Source organism: Companilactobacillus huachuanensis (assembly GCF_005404815.1).
GTDB lineage: Bacteria > Bacillota > Bacilli > Lactobacillales > Lactobacillaceae > Companilactobacillus > Companilactobacillus huachuanensis.
The window spans coordinates 63,081-80,866 of sequence record NZ_BJDF01000010.1; the positions used below are offsets into that span (position 1 = coordinate 63,081).

A 17,786-nucleotide genomic window follows, 5' to 3' on the forward strand; every position below is an offset into this window, starting at 1 on the left:
TGTTCGTAATCAATCACATGACGTTTCCCAAAAAATATGTCTAAGACGTGAAATAGGTACTAATTGTCAATAATTTAGACCAACCTAAAAGATGTCAAATTTAATCCCACAAAACGGCACTTTGTAATTAAACCGTAATAATGTAACAAAAGTTTTGGCATCAAATTAGCTTCCAGAAAATCCATTAATTGTTCAGAAAAAAATGATAATATTCTTGAAAAGGTACTTAATAAGAACTGAATTGTTCGCATTTAGGGCATTTAAAAGCATTTACTATCCAGAATTGTTTCATGAAACAAAAAAATCTGACCATTTGGCCAGACTTTAGAAGAATAATTCTTTACATGCATTTGAAATGGCGATCTTAACGTGTTCGAAAGTTAGGCCACCTTGAATATAAATAGTATATGGTGCTCGCATTGGTCCGTCACAAGAGAACTCAATACTTGCTCCCGAAACGAATGTTCCGGCTGCCATAACAACTTTATCCTCGTACCCAGACATTTCACTAGGAATTGGTGAAACATCGGAATCAATTGGTGAGAATTGTTGAACCATTTTAGCAAATTGAACCATCTTATCTGGATCGCCAAATTCAATTGTTTGAATCAAATCTGTTCGGTCATCATCCCACTTAGGTGAAACATTCAAACCAAGTTTTTCAAAGATAGCTGCCTCAAAAATTGCTCCTTTAATGGCATTCCCTGTCACTCTTGGAGCTAGGAAAAAGCCTTGGAACATTTCTGATTGACGATCAATTGTCGCACCTTCAGAAGCACCAATACCAGGCGCTGTTAATCGATAGCTTGCCAATTCAACTAAATCCTTCTTACCAACAATATAACCACCAACTTTGGCTAAGCCACCACCAGCATTCTTGATCAATGATCCAGCCATCAGATCAGCTCCAACTTCAGTCGGTTCTATCTCCTCAGAAAATTCACCATAACAATTATCAACAAAAATAATTGCGTCGGATACAGTCTTAACTTGCTTGATGATTTCAGCAATCTCTTTAACAGTTAAACTCTTTCTAGTTGAGTAACCACGAGATCTTTGGATTGCAATCACTTTAGGTTGCTGTTCCTTGATTTTTTGTTTCATTAAGTCAAAGTCAACTTGATCTCCAGCCATCTTGACGAAATCAAAACCAATTTTATAATCGATCAGTGATCCTTTTTTATTACCGGCTACACCGATAACTTCTTGCATCGTGTCGTAAGGTTCACCGGTAACATACAAAAGATTGTCTCCGGGACGTAGTAATCCAAATAGAGCTGTTGCCAATGTATGCGTGCCTGAAACAAACTGTGGTCTAACTAATGCGGCCTCAGTCTTAAAAACATCCGCATAGACAGCCTCTAATTGATCACGACCGCGATCGTCATCCCCATAACCGGTTGTTCCTAGCAAGCTTGACTCATCGATACTCTCCTTACGAAAAGCCTCTAGAACCTTATTTTGGTTCTCCAAAACTTGTTCATCAATTTCAGCCAACTTTGGTGCAATCATTTGGTCTGTTTCTTTAATTAATTCCTTCAATTTATCTGGAAATGCTGCATTCCACTTAGTCATCTTTGCCTCCTAGAAATTTAAGGATATTGGATTCAATATCGATTTGATAATTTTTATCATCACTAATATTATACCAATCAACATCCATTTGATTACGGAAATATGTAAATTGACGTTTGGCAAAGTGACGGGAATTCTTTTTAATTTCCTCAAGACAACTTTCCAAACTTGCTTTCCCTTCAAAATATGGAAATAACTCCTTGTAGCCGATTCCATTCTTTGCCTGAGGTAAATTGTCGCGATTGTCATAAACATACTTGGCCTCGTCTAACAAGCCCATCTGTACCATCTTATCCACGCGGTCATTAATTCGTTGATATAGTTTAGGACGTTCATCCGTCAGGCCGACCAAATAAAAATCTGCCCACTTTTGACCATTATTTTGTTCAGTAATTGATTTACCAGTGGAACGCATAACCTCAATAGCTCTAATAAGCCGTCGTGAATTTTCAAGATCAATCTGCTGAAAAGCTAAAGGATCTTCATCCTTCAAAATTGCTTGCAACTTATCGATTTGGCCCGAATTTTCAAGCTCAACTAATTCTTGACGATATTCGTTATCATCTTTTTTACCACCAAGGTTCAAATTATTAATTAACGAACTCAAATAAAAACCAGTTCCACCAACAACTAATGGCAACTTATTTTTTGCTGATAAATTAGTAATAATGGTTTTGGCTCTAGACTGAAAATCCTTAACTGTATAACGTTGATCAGCATCACAAATATTGACCAAGTGATGTGGAACTTTGATTAGTTCCTCTGGCGAATCTTTGGCGGTCCCTATATCAAGATTACGATAAATTTGCATCGAATCTCCGGAAATAATCTCACCATTTAATTTTTTAGCTAATTTCAAACCAAGCGCACTCTTTCCAACAGCGGTCGGTCCTACTATCGCAACAACTTTTATCAAAAAAATACCTCTCTTAGACAGTCTTTTATAGATATTTTAAACGAAATACGCCATAATGAGAATTAAAGACAGGAGGAATATTATTATGGCAAAAAAGCAAAAACATCTTCGCTTTGTTAAAGGCTTCCTTGTTGGTTCACTAACAACAGCTACAGCAGTTTACGGTGCTTTACACGCATTCAAGAAAAAGGTTATCGAACCCGAAAATATTGAAAACGATCGCATCGAAGCTAACCGCAGACGTGCTAACCGCAAGAGCCTTCAAGCACATCAAGGATAACAATTAATGTGGAACTGATAGATTTTCTTCTATTGGTTCTTTTTTATTCTTCTTAATTATGCCACTCTCTTAAACAAACTAAAAAATGCTGTGTCAGATTAACCTCTGCACAGCATTTTTTTAGATTTTAGTAGTTTTCTTAGTCTTGCCTTCCCAATCAGCAAAACGATCTTCTAACCACTTAACGTCAGTAAAGCCCCACTTCTTTTGTAACTTAAGAGCGGCACGGACACACATATTTTTGTTATCCCCATATAGGTAAACTGGAAGATCTGGTCTTAATTCACCCTCATTGTACTTGAGCTGTGTATATGGAAGACTTCTGGCACCCAAAATATGTTTGGCATCGAATGCATTTTTTTCTCTTAAATCAACAATTTGAGCTTTTCTCATTGTTTCCTCAAACGTCTTTTGGTCCATAGAACCACCCATACTTCTACCTTTTAACCAAAAGTATAGCCATGAGCCAACCCAGTAGACCAAAAATCCGATTACAATAATATATAAAATCACATTCAAAACTTGCATTAACAAAAACTCCTAATCAACTTTAATCAATGAAGCAGCACCAATAACACCGGCACCATTACCCAAACTAGCTAATCTTAGTTCAGTTGCATCCTTAATTGTAGCAAATTCATTGGCACGCATAGCTTTGTCAACCTTTGCACGAAGGAATTCACCAGCAGCTGAAACTCCACCACCGATAATGATGTACTTAGGGTTCAATGTGTTAGCAATGTTACCGAGGACAAATCCAAGTGAATCACAAACATAATCTGCTACGATCATTGCTAGGTCATCATCTTTTTTAGCTAAATCAAAAACATCCTTAGCTGAAATATCTTGACCATCATCAAGCATAGCCTTTAATTCTGATTTACCAGCGTATTCTCCAGCACGATCTCTAGCAACACGAACGATACCAGTAGCTGAAGCGATTGTTTCCAAACAACCTCTCTTACCACAAGTACACATGAAGCCATTAGGATCAACTGTAACGTGACCAATTTCTCCGGCAGCACCATTAGCACCTTGAATTAAATTACCATTAGCGATGATACCACCACCAACACCAGTACCTAAGGTTACAAAGACAACATCATTAGCGTTGTTACCCGCACCTTGCCATCTTTCACCAAGAGCTGCAACGTTAGCGTCATTTTCAATTGTTACAGGAAGACCTGTACCCTTTTGAATATCACGCACTGGATAAACTTCGTCAGTCCAGTTAAGGTTGTAAGCACCTTTGATTGTTCCATCTTCATGGTTGATCGTACCAGGTGAACCTAGTCCAATACCATCGAATTGGTCAGGATTCATGTCATACATCTTGATATGATGATTGATTGAATCAATGATATCAGGGATGATCATTTGTCCATCAGATAGAATATTTGTTTCAATACTCCACTTTTGTTGGATCTCACCTTTATCAGTAAGAATAGCAAATTTAATTGTTGTACCACCAAGGTCAACACCGATTAACTTTTTGTCTGTCACTTTGATCTGTCCTTTTCTTCTTGTTTTTTCTCTTCTAACCTGTGCTCACGTTTTAAGACCAATTGAACACGAATAAAAGTCTGTTTGTCGATTAATCCACCTTCATACAACCGCCTGATTTCGCTTGACATCAATTCGATATCCCAGATTCTTTTGCCAACGTGCACAAAAGTTCCATAGCGTTTCAAAAGCTGTTGTACATCATAGAGGGTTCTAAAGCTCATATTATCCATAAACTATCATACCCTTTGCATACATATAATAAGAGATAGCAACAGCTACCAAAATTGCCAGTATGCGAAAGATCATTTTTGGACGACTGATTTTAGGCAATCCCAAAGCATATCCGAGGAGCAACCCACCAACAGCGCCACCAATGTGACCCCAAATATCGATACCGGACATAGTTAGATCCATCAACAGGTTAACTGCGATTAGACCCAAAAAGCTTTTGCCAAGTTCTCTCAAAAATCGGTTCTCGCGATAAATTAAGCCTAATGCTAGAAAGGCAGCAAACATGCCGAAGAGAGACGTACTAGCACCAGCTGAAATAACATTATTAGCACCAAAGGCAAAACTCGCAAGATTACCCATAATACCACTTAACATATAAATCACGAAAAATCGCCAATGTCCGACCATTGGCTCTAAGATTTGACCAACATATAACAGTGTAAACCCATTCATAAAAATATGAAAGATACCAATGTGTAAAAATATTGGCGTGATCAAGCGCCACCATTGGCCAGCCTGAACTAAATTATTAGTTTTGGCTCCCATCAATAGCAACGTTTGATAATTTTGTGACCCACCAACCAGTGACTCAACAATGAAAACACCAATTGTCACCGCTAGTAAGACCCATGTAACGTATGATTTGCTCTCTTTATTGATTATCTGCATTAACATCACCCTTTGATACAAAAATCTTATCGATTGGCTTGTCTAACACGTAAACCGGCCAGGGAGTATCTGTGTAATATTGTCTCGACGATGCTAAGGAAATTGTTTTCGTTGGATGCTTAGCTAAATAACGGTCAAAATAACCCGCACCAAAGCCAAGTCGATTTTTTGAGTGTGAGTATGCCAATCCCGGTACAATCAAGAGATCAGGCGGATCCATCACATTATTTTCATAATTTTTAGGTTCTCGCACACCAAATGAACTCTCAACTAATTCGGTATCTTTGGTATATTGAACGAATCTCATTGAATAATCCCCAAAAGTTTTGGGAATATAAACATCTTTACCCATTTCCCAACATTGATTAATAATTGGAAACGTGGGAATCTCATCATTCATACTCAGCGTAATCCCAATACTTGGGGTATTTTGAAAGTCCAAATCATCGAATAATTGCATGTAAAGATCATTGATTTCTTTTTGAGCCTTATCGGATTTCATAAACTCACTGACCAAATCGATCTGCTTTTTTCTAAAGCTTACCTTATCCAATTAATCACTCCCTTAGTAAAAAAAAACAACAGGGGTTTTAACCTGTTGTTTATTTTGTTTCACGATGCAATGTAACAGTGTGCTCGCGTGGACAATATTTCTTAAGTTCAAGGCGATCATGATTGTTACGTTTGCTCTTGTTTGTTAGATATGTACGTTCGTGACATGAAGTACATTCCATTGTTATGTTTACTCTCATATTGGGAACATCCTTTCATAATACTTAACTAAATTCAACTAATTAAATATATCATTTTTTTCAATATTTTAAAAGGTTAAATTCAGATTATTTCTGACCAGTCATCTTATAATAGTCTGTATAAATTTGATGTGCAAGCAAGTTTGGATAACTACCACTCTCACTTGTAAGATTAGGAAAGACGATTGCCATTGCTACATTAGGATCATCGTATGGTCCAAAACTTACCAAACTTGTGGTAATTGTTTCTGGAGGATCAGATGAAGGATTATCAGGATCATAGTAGAAAGATTGTGCAGTACCAGTCTTAGCAGCAACCGCTGGTGAAAGGTCAGCCAGCTTAGTAGCTGTAGTCCAGTAACCACTACCATGAACAGCAGCGTACATACCTTTTCTAACCACATTTAGATCATCCTGGGTAAATCCAACCTTATTCAAGACTGAAGGCTTAGTAACGGATGTTAAAGCACCCTTAGTTCCATCATCCTTAGTCTTTTGAATCGATTGCACAATATATGGCTTCAAACGATATCCACCATTAGCAATGGTTGAAATATATTGAGCCATTTCAATCAATGTATAGGCATCGTAGTTACCATAAGCCAAATCCAGTGCAGAACCAGTCTTTAACTTACCATCACTATTAGTTGTTGAACCTTCGATACCTGTAGTTTCACCAGAAATATCAATTCCGGTCTTTACACCTAAACCAAATTGGTTGAAGTACCCACGCAACTTGGAGAAGATGTCAGAATCCATACTGATTGACTCATTAGGAACATACTTAGCGTGACCTTCCTTTAAAGCCAAATTCATCATATAAATATTAGATGAAAATTGCAGTGCACGAACTGCATCCAAACTACTAAATGTTCCTGCAGGGTAAACAGATTTTTTAACCGGAGTACCTGGCAAGTAAATTGGATCATCGGCTTGAGTATTGTTTTCAGGTGTAATGACACCATCCATCAAAGCACCCAACACTGTTGCACCTTTAACGGCAGAACCCATAACGAATGTTCTGTTGATAACGCCCAAAGCATCTTCAGTCGTGTCACCAGTCTTTGGATCATTGTGAATTCCGGCCATTGCCAAAACGGCACCAGTCTTTGGATTCAAGACAACAGCATAGGCACCATCAGAATACTGAGTAATACCAGCAGCCTTAGCAGCACTATATTGTGTATTCAAATCTTCTTGAACTTTCTTTTGAAAACTCGAATCAATCGTTAAGTTAAGGTTCCCACCCTTTTGACCTTTGTAGAGTACCGTACTCTTCTTGATCTGGTTGTTGGAACCAATTTGAACTTGACGTTGACTCTTGGTACCAGACAGAATCGATTCATAATTCTTTTCTAGATAACTAGTTCCGACACGGTCATTACGAGAATAACCTGATGCCAACATTGAATTAATTTCATCATCTGGAATACCTTGTTGTTCTGTGGAAACCCCACCGATAATACTGGCAATTGATTTACCTTGTGGATAATCACGTGTCCAATTACTACCGATACTGATTCCTGGCAACTCAGTTAAATGTTCGCTGACTTGAGCAATTTCTCGAGCGGACAAATTTTTATCCTTCAAGAAAACCGTTGAAAGTGAATAAGCGGCACTCATCTTCTTAAATAAAGAAGCTCTCTGAAGATCTTTATCATTCAGATGAATGCCCTCTTTTTGAACATATTTAACTTCATTGGCATAGATTTTATTTGCTGATAAAGCATCACCATTGGAGTCAACCCGATCTGACTTAGGCATTTGCTTAGCAACTTGAGTTGACTTATTAGGTGCAGCCAAGATGTAATCTGCCTTGTCACGTTCAGTTAAATCGTCAACACTAACAGTCATATACTTCGTTAATCTACTTGCAATCGTATAAATGTCACTCGACTTAACACTCCCACTCTTCGTATAAGTGATAGCATTTGCTGTCGAGTTCCCAACTAAAAGTCTACCTTTAGAATCATAAATCATTCCACGTGGTACACTGCCCGTCATTACTGTCTTATCTGTTCGGTCAACCTCTGCTTGAAACTTACCACCATAAACAATTTGTAAGTAAGCCAGTTGTGCGACTAACATTGCGAATAGAACAAAGACAATAAAAAAAAGCAGGTTTAGACGAAATGGAATAGTAGACTTCGCTTGACTACCTGTTCTTTTCTTTATTATATCCAGTATTCTTCTCATATTTATCCTTCAAAAAAAGCGAATAATTACTCATTCGATTTAAAAATATACTTCGGTCCTTCGAGACTCTCGTCATATTCGACCAATAGATCATATCTGGCAAAAAACCAAGTATCACTATCAGTTATATAATAACTCACGCCATTGATAACAGTAATGGACTCCGGATCAACTGGTTTCTCCTTACGCATAGCGATTGAAAATCCCTCATGAACCATTGTCTTTCCATAAACCTTACCATAAAAATGTACACCATCACCAGGTACTAAGTCCAACTCTTCTTCAAACCATTTTACTGCTTTATCAGTCAGTTCAATCTTCATGACGTCCACCTCAATCATTTAATTAAGATAAACATAGCAGAAAACATAGTTATTCAGCAACTGCAACGTCCTTAACAGTTACATCATAACTACCAACTGGAGTTTCAATTGTAACCTTTTCACCGATGTGTTTACCAATAAGTGCTTTAGCAATAGGTGATTCATTAGAAATCTTACCGCCGTCAGGATCTGATTCTGAAGCACCAACAATAGTATAAATATCAGGTTCTTCACCATCTTCTTGAACAGTAACTTTTTTACCGATTGAAATTTCATCATCAGCTACTTGATCAGCATCGATAACTTTTGCATATTGAATGCGTTCTGTTACTTCAGAAATTTTTGATTCAATAACACTTTGTTCATCTTTTGCGGATGTGTATTCTGAGTTTTCAGAAAGGTCACCGAAACCACGAGCAATTTTAATACGGTTGATTATTTCGGGACGTTTAACTTTTTTTAATTCTTCCAATTGATCTTTTAAATCTTGTAAGCCTTTGGCTGTCATTGGATAATTTCTATCTGCCATTTTTAAAATACCTCTTTCAAAATACATTATTTATTCTAATTTCAAAATGTCATCTAATCAAGCACGATTAGATGACATTTATTTATATATACAATTATATCCTATTGTCCTGTTGTTGCATATCTACTGTTATGCTCGGCAAGAGTATGTGAATAAGTAATCTTAGCAGTCTTCAAGTTAGCGAAGAAGTAAAGATAGTTTTGATCTCTATCACTAGGATTCAAGGTTGCTTCAATCGAATCTAAACTTGGCGTATTGAATGGACCAGGTCCATAACCCTCATTCTTATACAAGTTATAAGGAGATTTAACACTAGTATCCTTGTTTGTCAGTTTAGTTTTATGCGTATTCAAGGCATACATAACTGAAATATCAGATTGTAATGGCATATTGATTGCAAGACGGTTATAAAATACACCAGCAATCTTTTTACGATTCTTAGTATCCAAACCTTCACGTTCAACCAATGAGGCAATTGTCAAGACTTGTTGAACTGTATAACCTTTTTCCTTAATCGTTGAATAATAAGGTTGCATCTTCTCATCTTCATTTTCAACCATTTGGTTAACAAGTTCTTTCAACGTCATACCCTTATAAACACTGTATGTAGCTGGGAATAAGTAACCTTCAAGATGGTATCTGACATTCTTTTTGGCCATTGAAGAGTCTAATAATTCAGGATATTTCTTTTGAAGTTGTTTCAAGTATGATTCATCTTTCATTAACTTCATAAAATCAGACTTCTTAAATTTCAAACTCTTCTTAGTATCGGCCTGAATGGAAGTACCAATCTGGTCGATGGTAACGCCCTCACGGACAAGAACAGTATCACCCGAATTAGTTGCTGGTGGTTGAGCGGTACCGCCCTTTTGCAATTGCTTAACAACAGTCCCGACACTCCAAGACTGTTTAAACTTGTAGTATCCGGCCTGAAAGTCGGTATAATTTTGAGCTTTGATATAGAAATTAAAGACTGTCGCACTCTTAATAACTTTATCTTTTTCAAGAGTCTTAGCGATTTCTTTGCTAGAAGAACCTATTGGGATTTTAACAACAATATCTTCTTTACTATTTGCATTATATGGTTGCAATGAACTATTTACGTAATTGAAGCCAATAATAGCAACGACGACTGCTAAAACTGCAATAACCCCGACAATCCAGTAAGCAATATGATTTGCTACTTTTCTTTCTTCGGAGCGAGTTTGCATTTTATCACTCGACTCTTGCTGTAATGCTTCTTTTTTATCATCCTTTTGGCTCAAGACACAGCCTCCCGAGTTAATTTATTAGAATTATACCATTAGTTTCAGCATAATTATCTAATTTCAACATTAAATTTTTGTGCCAAGCTGTCTTTTACGAGTGAAAATGCTTTTTCTACTTCATCATCAGTCAAAGTATCATTAGGGTTTTGGAACTCTAAGTGGTATCCAAGTGACTTATGGTTTGGCTTGATATTCTTACCTTCGTAAACATCGAAAATATTAACATCTTTCAAATACTTTCCACCGTTAGCAAAGATATCTGCAACGATTTGACCATTTTCGATATTCTTTTCAACTAGAATAGCTAGGTCTCGACTGATAGATGGATATTTAGGAGCGCTCTGAGCCTTGACATTCTTAGCATTTAAATCAAATATCATGTCGACGTTCAATTCGAAGACAAATGTATCTGAAACACTGTGATCAGCTTGATAATTAGGGTGCAATTTCCCAACCAGACCAATAACTTGACCATTTGCCAATACCTTAGCTGTTTGACCAGGATGCATATTCTTGTACTCGTCGGTTGCAACAAAAGTAAATTCAGCATCTGTGTTTGTAAATGATAACAACTCTTCAACAATACCTTTGACATAATAAAAGTCAACTGGTTGGGCAGTCATATTCCATGAATCGGCAACAACATTTCCACTAATAGCACCTGATAAGTATGTTATTTCGTCAGGGCGATTTTGACCGGTAGCTCTCTGGAAAATACGGGCATGTTCAAAAATCTTCAAATCAGCATTCTTACGAGCTTGATTATAGGCAACATTTCTAACTAAACCAGGAATCAAGCTATTACGCAAGTATTCGTGATCTTCCGTCATAGGGTGCAATAGTTTCGTATATTCACTATTTGTCGTGTTGAAAGCTTCAACCTCTTGTTTACTTAAAAGCGAGAAGTTGATAACTTCATCCAGACCTTCACCTAAGAGAATGTCACGCAGTTTGTTAGCCAATTCACGTTTAGGATCATAGCCACCTCTTGTTTCCATTCCAGCTGGTAAAGTATTTGGCAAGTTAGCATAACCATAAATACGGTTAACTTCCTCAACCAAATCGGCCTCAATTTCCATATCCCAACGACGAGTAGGAATTGTTACCGTGATAGCATCCCCATCAACGTCAATGTCAAAGCCAAGACGATCCAATATAGCAACAATTTCATCAGTTGACAATTCTAAGCCCATTAAATGATTGATGTGACTAATACTACCCTTAATAATTGTTGGTTGTGCTTTTGTGAAGTTTCCAATAATGTCATTAGAAATTTCTTTAGCATCACTAGTTTGATCCATTAGTTGAACCGCACGCATTAAGGCCTCATCAACAATACCTTCATCAACACCCTTTTCAAAACGATTCGAATCATCGCCACGGAGATCGTGTCTTTGGGCCGTCTTACGAACTGAAGTCCCATCAAACACTCCAGCCTCAACTAACACGTTCTTGGTATTTTCATCAACAGCAGCTTCAATACTAGTTTGAACACCTGCAAGGCCCAAAACTTGGTCACCTGCAACAATTACTAAGTCATTGTGATTCAATGATTTTTCACCGTCATCAAGTTTCAATTTATCACCATCATTGGCAAATTTAACGGTTAATTTTAGTGATTGTAATTTATCCAAGTCGTAAGTTTGGATTGGTTGACCGTATTCGATCATCGCATAATTAGCAGCATCAACAATACTGTTGACTGGTCGAATATTTTGATTCCAGAGTCTTCTTTGCATCCAAAGTGGACTCTTACCTACTTTAACATCCTTCAATTCACGAAGTAAATAATCAGGGACAAGTTTCTTTTCAGCAACATCAACCGTTACATCGTTAATATCTTTAATTTTATCGGCTAATAATTCAGGCTTCTTGAAACTTGGTTTTTCATTGTAAGTTGCACCAATTTCCCATGCAGCTCCACGCATACCCAACGTATCAGCACGATTAGGTGTGATATCAATATCGATCATTTGGTCTTTCAATCCCAAAAGTCCGTAAATGGCATCCCCAGGTTCTTGTGGTTCATCAAAGACATAGATCCCATTTTCAAATTCTTTTGGCATGTATTGTGCAGGAACACCAACTTCATCAAGTCCACAAATCATTCCGTTTGATTCTTGACCACGTAATTTACCACGCTTGATTTTTACGCCACCTGGCAAATGTGCTCCATGTAAGGCTACGATAACATACTGATCAACAGCAGCATTAGGAGCTCCACAGACAATTTGGATATCTTTTGATTCACCAACGTCAACTTGGCAAACTTTCAAATGATCAGAATCAGGATGTGGTTGAATGCTTGTAATGTGACCAACAACTAAATCTGTCAATTCTTCACCCAATTTTACGGGACCAGATTCGATACCAGTTAGTGAAATCTTATTAGCCATTTCTTCAACGGTATGATTGACGGTAATATATTCTTTTAACCAATTAACTGAAATCTTCATTATCTTAATTTACTCCTTTGAATTGTTCTAGGAATCTAACATCATTTAGGTAGAAATCACGAATATCATTGATTCCATATTTGAGCATTGCAAAACGTTCTGGTCCAAGTCCAAAGGCCATGGCACTGTACTCGTTAGGATCAATTCCTGACATTGTCAAAACATTAGGGTGAGTTAATCCGGCACCTAAAACTTCGATCCAACCAGTATATTTACAAATACGGCAACCTTCACCACCACAGTTGAAACATGAAACATCAACTTCAACAGATGGTTCAGTAAATGGGAAATAACTTGGACGGAAACGGATTTCACGATCAGCACCAAAGACGTGACGACATAAGGCATCCAAAGTACCTTTCAAATCAGCCATACTGATATTTTTATCAACAACAAGACCTTCGATTTGGTGGAATTGATGTGAATGTGTGGCATCATCATCATCACGACGATAAACGACACCTGGTGAGATCATCTTCAATGGACCCTTTGAAAAGTCATGAGCTTCCATGTCACGTCCTTCTTGAGCGGAAGTTTGAGTTCTCATCAATAGTTCATCTGACAAGTAAAAAGTATCTTGCATATCACGAGCAGGGTGATCCTTAGGGATATTTAATCTTTCAAAGTTATAGTGGTCTTCTTCAACTTCATAGCCACTTGCAACCTCGTAGCCCAGGCCGATAAAGAATTGTTCGATATCTTCGATCGTTTGATTCAAGATATGTTTTGTACCTTGAGCTTGTTTAGTTGCTGGCAAAGTAACATCAATAGTTTCATCTGCTAATTTTTTTGCAACCATTTTTTGATTCAATTCAGTCATTTTTTCTTCGATGGCTGCTTGGATATCATTCTTAACATTATTAGCTAAAGTACCAATTTCAGGACGTTCCTCAGCTGGAACATCTTTCATTCCACGTAAAGCTTTGGTAATGGGACCCTTTTTACCTAAAAGATTAACTCGTAGGTCATTTAATTCTTGAAGTCTTTCAGCACGCTTGGCTTCGTCGATACCATTTTCTCTTAAGTTCTTTAATGTATCATTTAATGACATATTTTTTCCCTCCATGAAAAATTGTTTTGACTTTTTCATAAAATAATTAGTGCAAAAAAAGTCCTCCTCCCAAATAAGGGACGAGGACTCGCGGTACCACCCTAGTTCATGTTAAACATGCACTCAAGTAGTTATATAGTAACTAACTAAAAACTCAGAAAGTGAATTCACTGTTTTATTCATCAAGCCTATTTCAGTTAACGGCTCTTCCTGTCATGAATTTAACAGTTACTATTTTTCGTCAAAGTTTAAATATTTATTTTATATAACGATTATACAAAAACTAGAAACTTTCGCAAGTTTTAAAGTGATTGTAATCCGTACATCAAAACACCGGCAGCAACAGCCACGTTAAGTGATTCAGCTTTTCCAAGAATTGGAATATAAATATTTTCGTCGGTTTTATTTAGAACATCTTGTGTAATACCATGAGCTTCATTACCCATGATCAAAGCAAAACTGTCGACTTTTTCTAACTCAGTATATGGTTTGGCCTGGGCATTAACCTCTGAACCATAGATCTTTAATTGCGACTTTTTAGCTAATTCGATAGCTTTATTGATATCCATGCGATGAATTGGAAGATGGAATTGACTACCTTGCATTGAGCGTTGAACCTTTGGTTGATAGAAGTCAGCTGTATCTAAACTAGTAATAACTCCATCATATCCAGCGGCATCAGCAGTTCTAACGATTGTTCCGACATTACCTGGGTCTTGAACATCATCTAACATTACCCATTTACCAGAAAATTCATTAAAATCAGCATCATCTTGGACTTTGATTACCGCAAAAATTCCCTGTGGAGTCTTTGTTTCTGATAATTCGTTAGCAACGTCTTCAGAAAGTACCGTAGCAATATCACGATATTTTTTAACTAGACGGTCATCTTCATATTTTTCTGTAACAAAAATTTTTACAAAATCTTGTTCAAATTGATCAGCTTCACGAACTAAGTGAAAACCTTCAATCATGTAAGTACCCGTCTTACGAATATTTTTTGTTGCTGACAATTTCTTCAATTGTTTAATTTCATCATTTTTCTTTGACTCAATATATTTCATATCATCCATCCCTCTTGTTCTATAATATAGATATTAACACATTCAAAGATTTGAGGTGATCACTTGTGAAACATCTTTCCATTAATGTTAATGGTTTAGTCCAAGGTGTCGGCTTTCGTTACTCAACGTTTCAAGTCGCTGAAGAATTGAACGTCTTTGGTACAGTTAGAAACGAAAATGACGGTTCAGTCTCGATTGAGGCCGAAGCGGATGAAAAGATTCTTTATATTTTCTTAAATAGAATAAAATCTTCACCATCTCCCTTTGGAAAAGTAAACAAAATGGACTATACTTTTTCTGACGACTTGCAACATTACACGAAATTTACCGTGATTGGTTGAAACGTCATATTACTTAACGTATATTACTTTGTATACAATTAAAAGGGTGGTTTATTAAGTGAATAAAAAATACGTCAAATATTTATCAGTACTGTCGCTAGTTTTGGTACTGACACTAGTTTTGACGGGGTGTGCACAAGGCTCATCAGCTAATTTACATGCTCCAACTAGTGGGCCATATGGATTTATCTATAAATGGCTAGGAACTCCGTTCCAGAATTTAATCCTCAAAACAGCACAAACTGTTGGTGGAAAGAATGCTTATGCTTGGGGAATCGTAATTATTTCCTTCGTTGTTCGTTTATTGCTTGTTCCATTGGCATTGAATCAACAGTACAAGTCAACAACGCAACAAGAAAAAATGCGCGCCATTCAACCACAGTTGAAATTGATTCAAGATGCCCAAAAGAAAGCTAAAGGCCCTGACCAAACTCAAAAGGTCAGTGGTTTGATGATGGATGTCTACAAACAAAACAACTTGAGTTTAACCGGTGGTATGGGATGTCTCCCATTGCTTCTTCAAATGCCTATCTTGATTGGTATTTATCAGGCTGTGCAATATTCTAAACAAATTGGTTCAGCTACATTCCTATCAATTCCGTTAGGAAAGCCAAGTATCTTGATTGCTATCATCGCGACTGTTTTCTATCTAGTTCAAGGTTGGATGTCACTTCAAATTGTGGCTCCTGAGCAAAGAAAACAAATGCAAACAATGATTTTGATGAGTCCGATGATGACGTTCTTCATTTCAATGATTTCTACAGCTGCTCTTGCCCTCTACTTCTTGGTTGGTGGTGTCGTAATTTTGATCCAACAATTTATTACAAATTACGTAATCACACCAAAAATTAGAAAGAGAACCGATGCCGAACTTGAAAAGAACCCGGTTAAGGTCGTTGTCACTAAAGAGATGCTTGATGGAATTCTTAATAATGGCGGTTCTGAAAGTACTTCTACTTCAACAAAGGCTACTAATGCTACACCAGAGGATAGAGCCAATGAAGATAAAGAAGCTAAAGATTTCCACAAAAATATTCGTGAATTAAATAAGGGTAAACAACAACGTAAAAAATAATTTTTTATAAGTTATTCCCTAGATAAAAATAGTCCAAGCAATCTTTTTATCGAGATTACTTGGACTATTTTTATACAATTAACTGAAGATTGAAAGGTGAAAAATTAATCTAAAGCTTGCTATTACAGACCTAGAGCTACTTTATTTAAATACTCAGAAATCCTCGTTTTATTGTTCCGCTATTAAAAAATAAACTAGTTGGAAGAACTGAGAGTATTGCACCTGCTGTGCGAACCGATTCCGAACAGCAGATGAATATTCTCAGCTCTAGAAACGGAAAACTCACCTAAACCTTCAACCTAAATTATATAAGTTGCCGCAACCCACTCATTTGTTGCTACTCGATGATAGGTTACGCCATCAGAATTTTTAGTTTGATCGGTATACCAAGAAGAATTGTTCGATAAAGCTCGATCCATAATCCTTCTTGTCGATCCATCATTATTAAATGCAACTAATGGCACAAATGAACCGTTAGAATTTTTAACATTTATCGTATTGGCGCTATTTGTAACAGGCTTTGTTGTGGAACCATTGCCACCGTATACATCTTGCGTCGTCTTTAAATTATTGTAGTAATAGCCGACCATATCGTAGAACTGGTACATGCTATAACCCCATTTATTAAAGTAACCCACGGGATCGGTATGATCTGTCTCATGATACATTTTGCTGACTTGGTCATGCGATAAAATTGTAACTTCTGGCTTATCAGGTAAATTATATTGAATTAGTTTTGAGGCCGTATAATAGGCATCATTGGCAATTGATCTGGCAAACGAATCATAATCATGTGTATGACACAATTCTACTTGAACATATTTGGAATTGGCTGTTGCACCAGCACCCCAAACGCCATAGTCAGTATTGTGAATATTAATAATCTCATTGTTGTCAACAAAAGCATGAACGTAGGCACTTATTTTAGACCAATTATTGTTAAAGTAAGTTGCTTCGTTCTTTGCATTCGCAGTTGCCCTATCATCAGCCGTTTCATGAATCACGACACCTTCGGGCTTACCGACGCCATGCTCATAGGGAGTCCAATAACTGAACGTTCCCTCTTGATTTTGAATTTGAACTGGTCTAATACGATTGCTAATAATGTAATCGTTGACCGTACCAGCCTGAACAGTTTGTACGTTGCTCAAAACAAATAGAAAACTGACAAAACTGGCTAATAACATGTAAAAATAAACTTGTTTCTGTTTCATTTCTAAATTCTCCCCCTAAAACATCCATAATCTAAACTACTCTGGAGATAGGAACTTTTCAACCATCAAATAACAAAAGTGTTCAGTTCCCAAAGCTGAACACAGTCAATATAAGAATGCGTAAGATATAATTTTCCCGTTTACTTAACATCCTAAAGAGGCACTGTAATCCAAAATCGGATTACAGTGCCTCTTTATCTCAGTGTTCAAAGATTAACCATGCTTCGTACCAATCGGCAAACTTTAGAAAAATTGTCAATTCTGAGAGTATTCATTTGTAGTGAAAGCGGCGTTAGAACTTTATTCTTACACCAATGGAGTGTTGAAGACTCGCGGGTTT

At 37.0% G+C, this 17,786-nt stretch carries 19 protein-coding genes and 1 other annotated feature; of the genes, 3 read left to right on the forward strand and 16 right to left on the reverse strand.

Going from position 1 to position 17,786, the window contains the following annotated elements:
* Positions 1-324: 324 nt before the first annotated feature.
* Positions 325-1,575 carry a methionine gamma-lyase family protein gene (locus FFM71_RS07165; protein ID WP_137611492.1) on the reverse strand — a complete coding sequence of 417 codons (1,251 nt, stop codon included), beginning with the start codon at positions 1,573-1,575 and terminating at the stop codon, positions 325-327.
* The gene (gene miaA, locus FFM71_RS07170; RefSeq protein WP_137611493.1) at positions 1,568-2,491 is read right to left on the reverse strand and encodes a tRNA (adenosine(37)-N6)-dimethylallyltransferase MiaA; all 924 of its coding nucleotides are present in this window, start codon (positions 2,489-2,491) and stop codon (positions 1,568-1,570) included. Before miaA ends, FFM71_RS07165 begins: the two co-directional genes overlap by 8 nt.
* Before the next feature lie 85 nt (positions 2,492-2,576).
* Here miaA and FFM71_RS07175 point away from each other — a divergent pair, with 85 nt between their 5' ends.
* Positions 2,577-2,771 (forward strand): DUF3042 family protein, encoded by a 195-nt coding sequence (locus tag FFM71_RS07175; protein ID WP_137611494.1) that lies wholly within the window; start codon positions 2,577-2,579, stop codon positions 2,769-2,771.
* Positions 2,772-2,891: 120 nt separating this feature from the next.
* Here FFM71_RS07175 and FFM71_RS07180 read toward each other — a convergent pair whose 3' ends face one another.
* The 13 genes from FFM71_RS07180 to FFM71_RS07240 all read right to left on the reverse strand — a co-directional run bounded on the left by FFM71_RS07180 (position 2,892) and on the right by FFM71_RS07240 (position 14,816).
* On the reverse strand, positions 2,892-3,299 hold the full coding sequence (locus FFM71_RS07180) for a rhodanese-like domain-containing protein (RefSeq protein ID WP_137611495.1): 408 nt from the start codon (positions 3,297-3,299) through the stop codon (positions 2,892-2,894).
* A gap of 12 nt (positions 3,300-3,311) precedes the next feature.
* Complete coding sequence (locus tag FFM71_RS07185; RefSeq protein ID WP_137611496.1) at positions 3,312-4,274, reverse strand: ROK family glucokinase; 963 nt, start codon at positions 4,272-4,274, stop codon at positions 3,312-3,314.
* A complete protein-coding gene (locus FFM71_RS07190) occupies positions 4,271-4,507 on the reverse strand; it encodes a YqgQ family protein (protein WP_137611497.1) in 237 nt (78 codons plus the stop codon). Before FFM71_RS07190 ends, FFM71_RS07185 begins: the two co-directional genes overlap by 4 nt.
* A complete protein-coding gene (locus FFM71_RS07195; protein ID WP_137611498.1) occupies positions 4,500-5,177 on the reverse strand; it encodes a rhomboid family intramembrane serine protease in 678 nt (225 codons plus the stop codon). The genes FFM71_RS07190 and FFM71_RS07195 overlap by 8 nt, the downstream gene beginning before the upstream one ends.
* A complete protein-coding gene (locus FFM71_RS07200; RefSeq protein ID WP_137611499.1) occupies positions 5,161-5,730 on the reverse strand; it encodes a 5-formyltetrahydrofolate cyclo-ligase in 570 nt (189 codons plus the stop codon). Before FFM71_RS07200 ends, FFM71_RS07195 begins: the two co-directional genes overlap by 17 nt.
* A gap of 49 nt (positions 5,731-5,779) precedes the next feature.
* On the reverse strand, positions 5,780-5,929 hold the full coding sequence (gene rpmG, locus FFM71_RS07205) for a 50S ribosomal protein L33 (protein WP_137611500.1): 150 nt from the start codon (positions 5,927-5,929) through the stop codon (positions 5,780-5,782).
* Positions 5,930-6,016: 87 nt separating this feature from the next.
* Positions 6,017-8,113 carry a peptidoglycan D,D-transpeptidase FtsI family protein gene (locus tag FFM71_RS07210; protein WP_373278796.1) on the reverse strand — a complete coding sequence of 699 codons (2,097 nt, stop codon included), beginning with the start codon at positions 8,111-8,113 and terminating at the stop codon, positions 6,017-6,019.
* A gap of 38 nt (positions 8,114-8,151) precedes the next feature.
* Complete coding sequence (locus FFM71_RS07215; protein ID WP_137611502.1) at positions 8,152-8,448, reverse strand: HesB/YadR/YfhF family protein; 297 nt, start codon at positions 8,446-8,448, stop codon at positions 8,152-8,154.
* Positions 8,449-8,497: 49 nt separating this feature from the next.
* Positions 8,498-8,977: a transcription elongation factor GreA gene (gene greA, locus FFM71_RS07220; protein WP_137611503.1), complete on the reverse strand. Its 480-nt coding sequence runs from the start codon at positions 8,975-8,977 to the stop codon at positions 8,498-8,500.
* Between the two features lie 101 nt (positions 8,978-9,078).
* The gene (gene mltG, locus FFM71_RS07225) at positions 9,079-10,188 is read right to left on the reverse strand and encodes an endolytic transglycosylase MltG (RefSeq protein ID WP_137611544.1); all 1,110 of its coding nucleotides are present in this window, start codon (positions 10,186-10,188) and stop codon (positions 9,079-9,081) included.
* A gap of 107 nt (positions 10,189-10,295) precedes the next feature.
* The gene (gene pheT, locus FFM71_RS07230; protein ID WP_137611504.1) at positions 10,296-12,701 is read right to left on the reverse strand and encodes a phenylalanine--tRNA ligase subunit beta; all 2,406 of its coding nucleotides are present in this window, start codon (positions 12,699-12,701) and stop codon (positions 10,296-10,298) included.
* Positions 12,702-12,705: 4 nt separating this feature from the next.
* A complete protein-coding gene (gene pheS / locus FFM71_RS07235; RefSeq protein WP_137611505.1) occupies positions 12,706-13,752 on the reverse strand; it encodes a phenylalanine--tRNA ligase subunit alpha in 1,047 nt (348 codons plus the stop codon).
* Between the two features lie 73 nt (positions 13,753-13,825).
* Positions 13,826-14,006 (reverse strand) — a binding site (T-box leader).
* Positions 14,007-14,054: 48 nt separating this feature from the next.
* A complete protein-coding gene (locus FFM71_RS07240; protein WP_137611506.1) occupies positions 14,055-14,816 on the reverse strand; it encodes a TrmH family RNA methyltransferase in 762 nt (253 codons plus the stop codon).
* Between the two features lie 65 nt (positions 14,817-14,881).
* On the opposite strand from FFM71_RS07240, the gene FFM71_RS07245 reads away from it, so the two are divergent.
* Both FFM71_RS07245 and yidC read left to right on the forward strand, forming a co-directional pair.
* A complete protein-coding gene (locus FFM71_RS07245) occupies positions 14,882-15,157 on the forward strand; it encodes an acylphosphatase (protein WP_137611507.1) in 276 nt (91 codons plus the stop codon).
* Positions 15,158-15,215: 58 nt separating this feature from the next.
* The gene (yidC, locus tag FFM71_RS07250; RefSeq protein WP_137611508.1) at positions 15,216-16,232 is read left to right on the forward strand and encodes a membrane protein insertase YidC; all 1,017 of its coding nucleotides are present in this window, start codon (positions 15,216-15,218) and stop codon (positions 16,230-16,232) included.
* A 299-nt stretch (positions 16,233-16,531) separates the two neighbouring features.
* Here yidC and FFM71_RS07255 read toward each other — a convergent pair whose 3' ends face one another.
* A complete protein-coding gene (locus FFM71_RS07255) occupies positions 16,532-17,446 on the reverse strand; it encodes a peptidoglycan recognition protein family protein (protein ID WP_137611509.1) in 915 nt (304 codons plus the stop codon).
* Between the last annotated feature and the right edge of the window lie 340 nt (positions 17,447-17,786).

Excerpts from the sequence above, each read along its gene's own strand:
- FFM71_RS07195 (WP_137611498.1), bottom strand. The coding sequence starts at position 5,177 with ATGCAGATAATCAATAAAGAGAGCAAATCATACGTTACATGGGTCTTA.
- FFM71_RS07180 (WP_137611495.1), bottom strand. The coding sequence starts at position 3,299 with ATGCAAGTTTTGAATGTGATTTTATATATTATTGTAATCGGATTTTTG.
- FFM71_RS07240 (WP_137611506.1), bottom strand. The coding sequence starts at position 14,816 with ATGAAATATATTGAGTCAAAGAAAAATGATGAAATTAAACAATTGAAG.
- FFM71_RS07190 (WP_137611497.1), bottom strand. The coding sequence starts at position 4,507 with ATGGATAATATGAGCTTTAGAACCCTCTATGATGTACAACAGCTTTTG.
- greA (WP_137611503.1), bottom strand. The coding sequence starts at position 8,977 with ATGGCAGATAGAAATTATCCAATGACAGCCAAAGGCTTACAAGATTTA.
- FFM71_RS07215 (WP_137611502.1), bottom strand. The coding sequence starts at position 8,448 with ATGAAGATTGAACTGACTGATAAAGCAGTAAAATGGTTTGAAGAAGAG.
- FFM71_RS07175 (WP_137611494.1), top strand. The coding sequence starts at position 2,577 with ATGGCAAAAAAGCAAAAACATCTTCGCTTTGTTAAAGGCTTCCTTGTT.
- mltG (WP_137611544.1), bottom strand. The coding sequence starts at position 10,188 with ATGCAAACTCGCTCCGAAGAAAGAAAAGTAGCAAATCATATTGCTTAC.
- FFM71_RS07165 (WP_137611492.1), bottom strand. The coding sequence starts at position 1,575 with ATGACTAAGTGGAATGCAGCATTTCCAGATAAATTGAAGGAATTAATT.
- pheT (WP_137611504.1), bottom strand. The coding sequence starts at position 12,701 with ATGAAGATTTCAGTTAATTGGTTAAAAGAATATATTACCGTCAATCAT.
- pheS (WP_137611505.1), bottom strand. The coding sequence starts at position 13,752 with ATGTCATTAAATGATACATTAAAGAACTTAAGAGAAAATGGTATCGAC.
- rpmG (WP_137611500.1), bottom strand. The coding sequence starts at position 5,929 with ATGAGAGTAAACATAACAATGGAATGTACTTCATGTCACGAACGTACA.
- FFM71_RS07255 (WP_137611509.1), bottom strand. The coding sequence starts at position 17,446 with ATGAAACAGAAACAAGTTTATTTTTACATGTTATTAGCCAGTTTTGTC.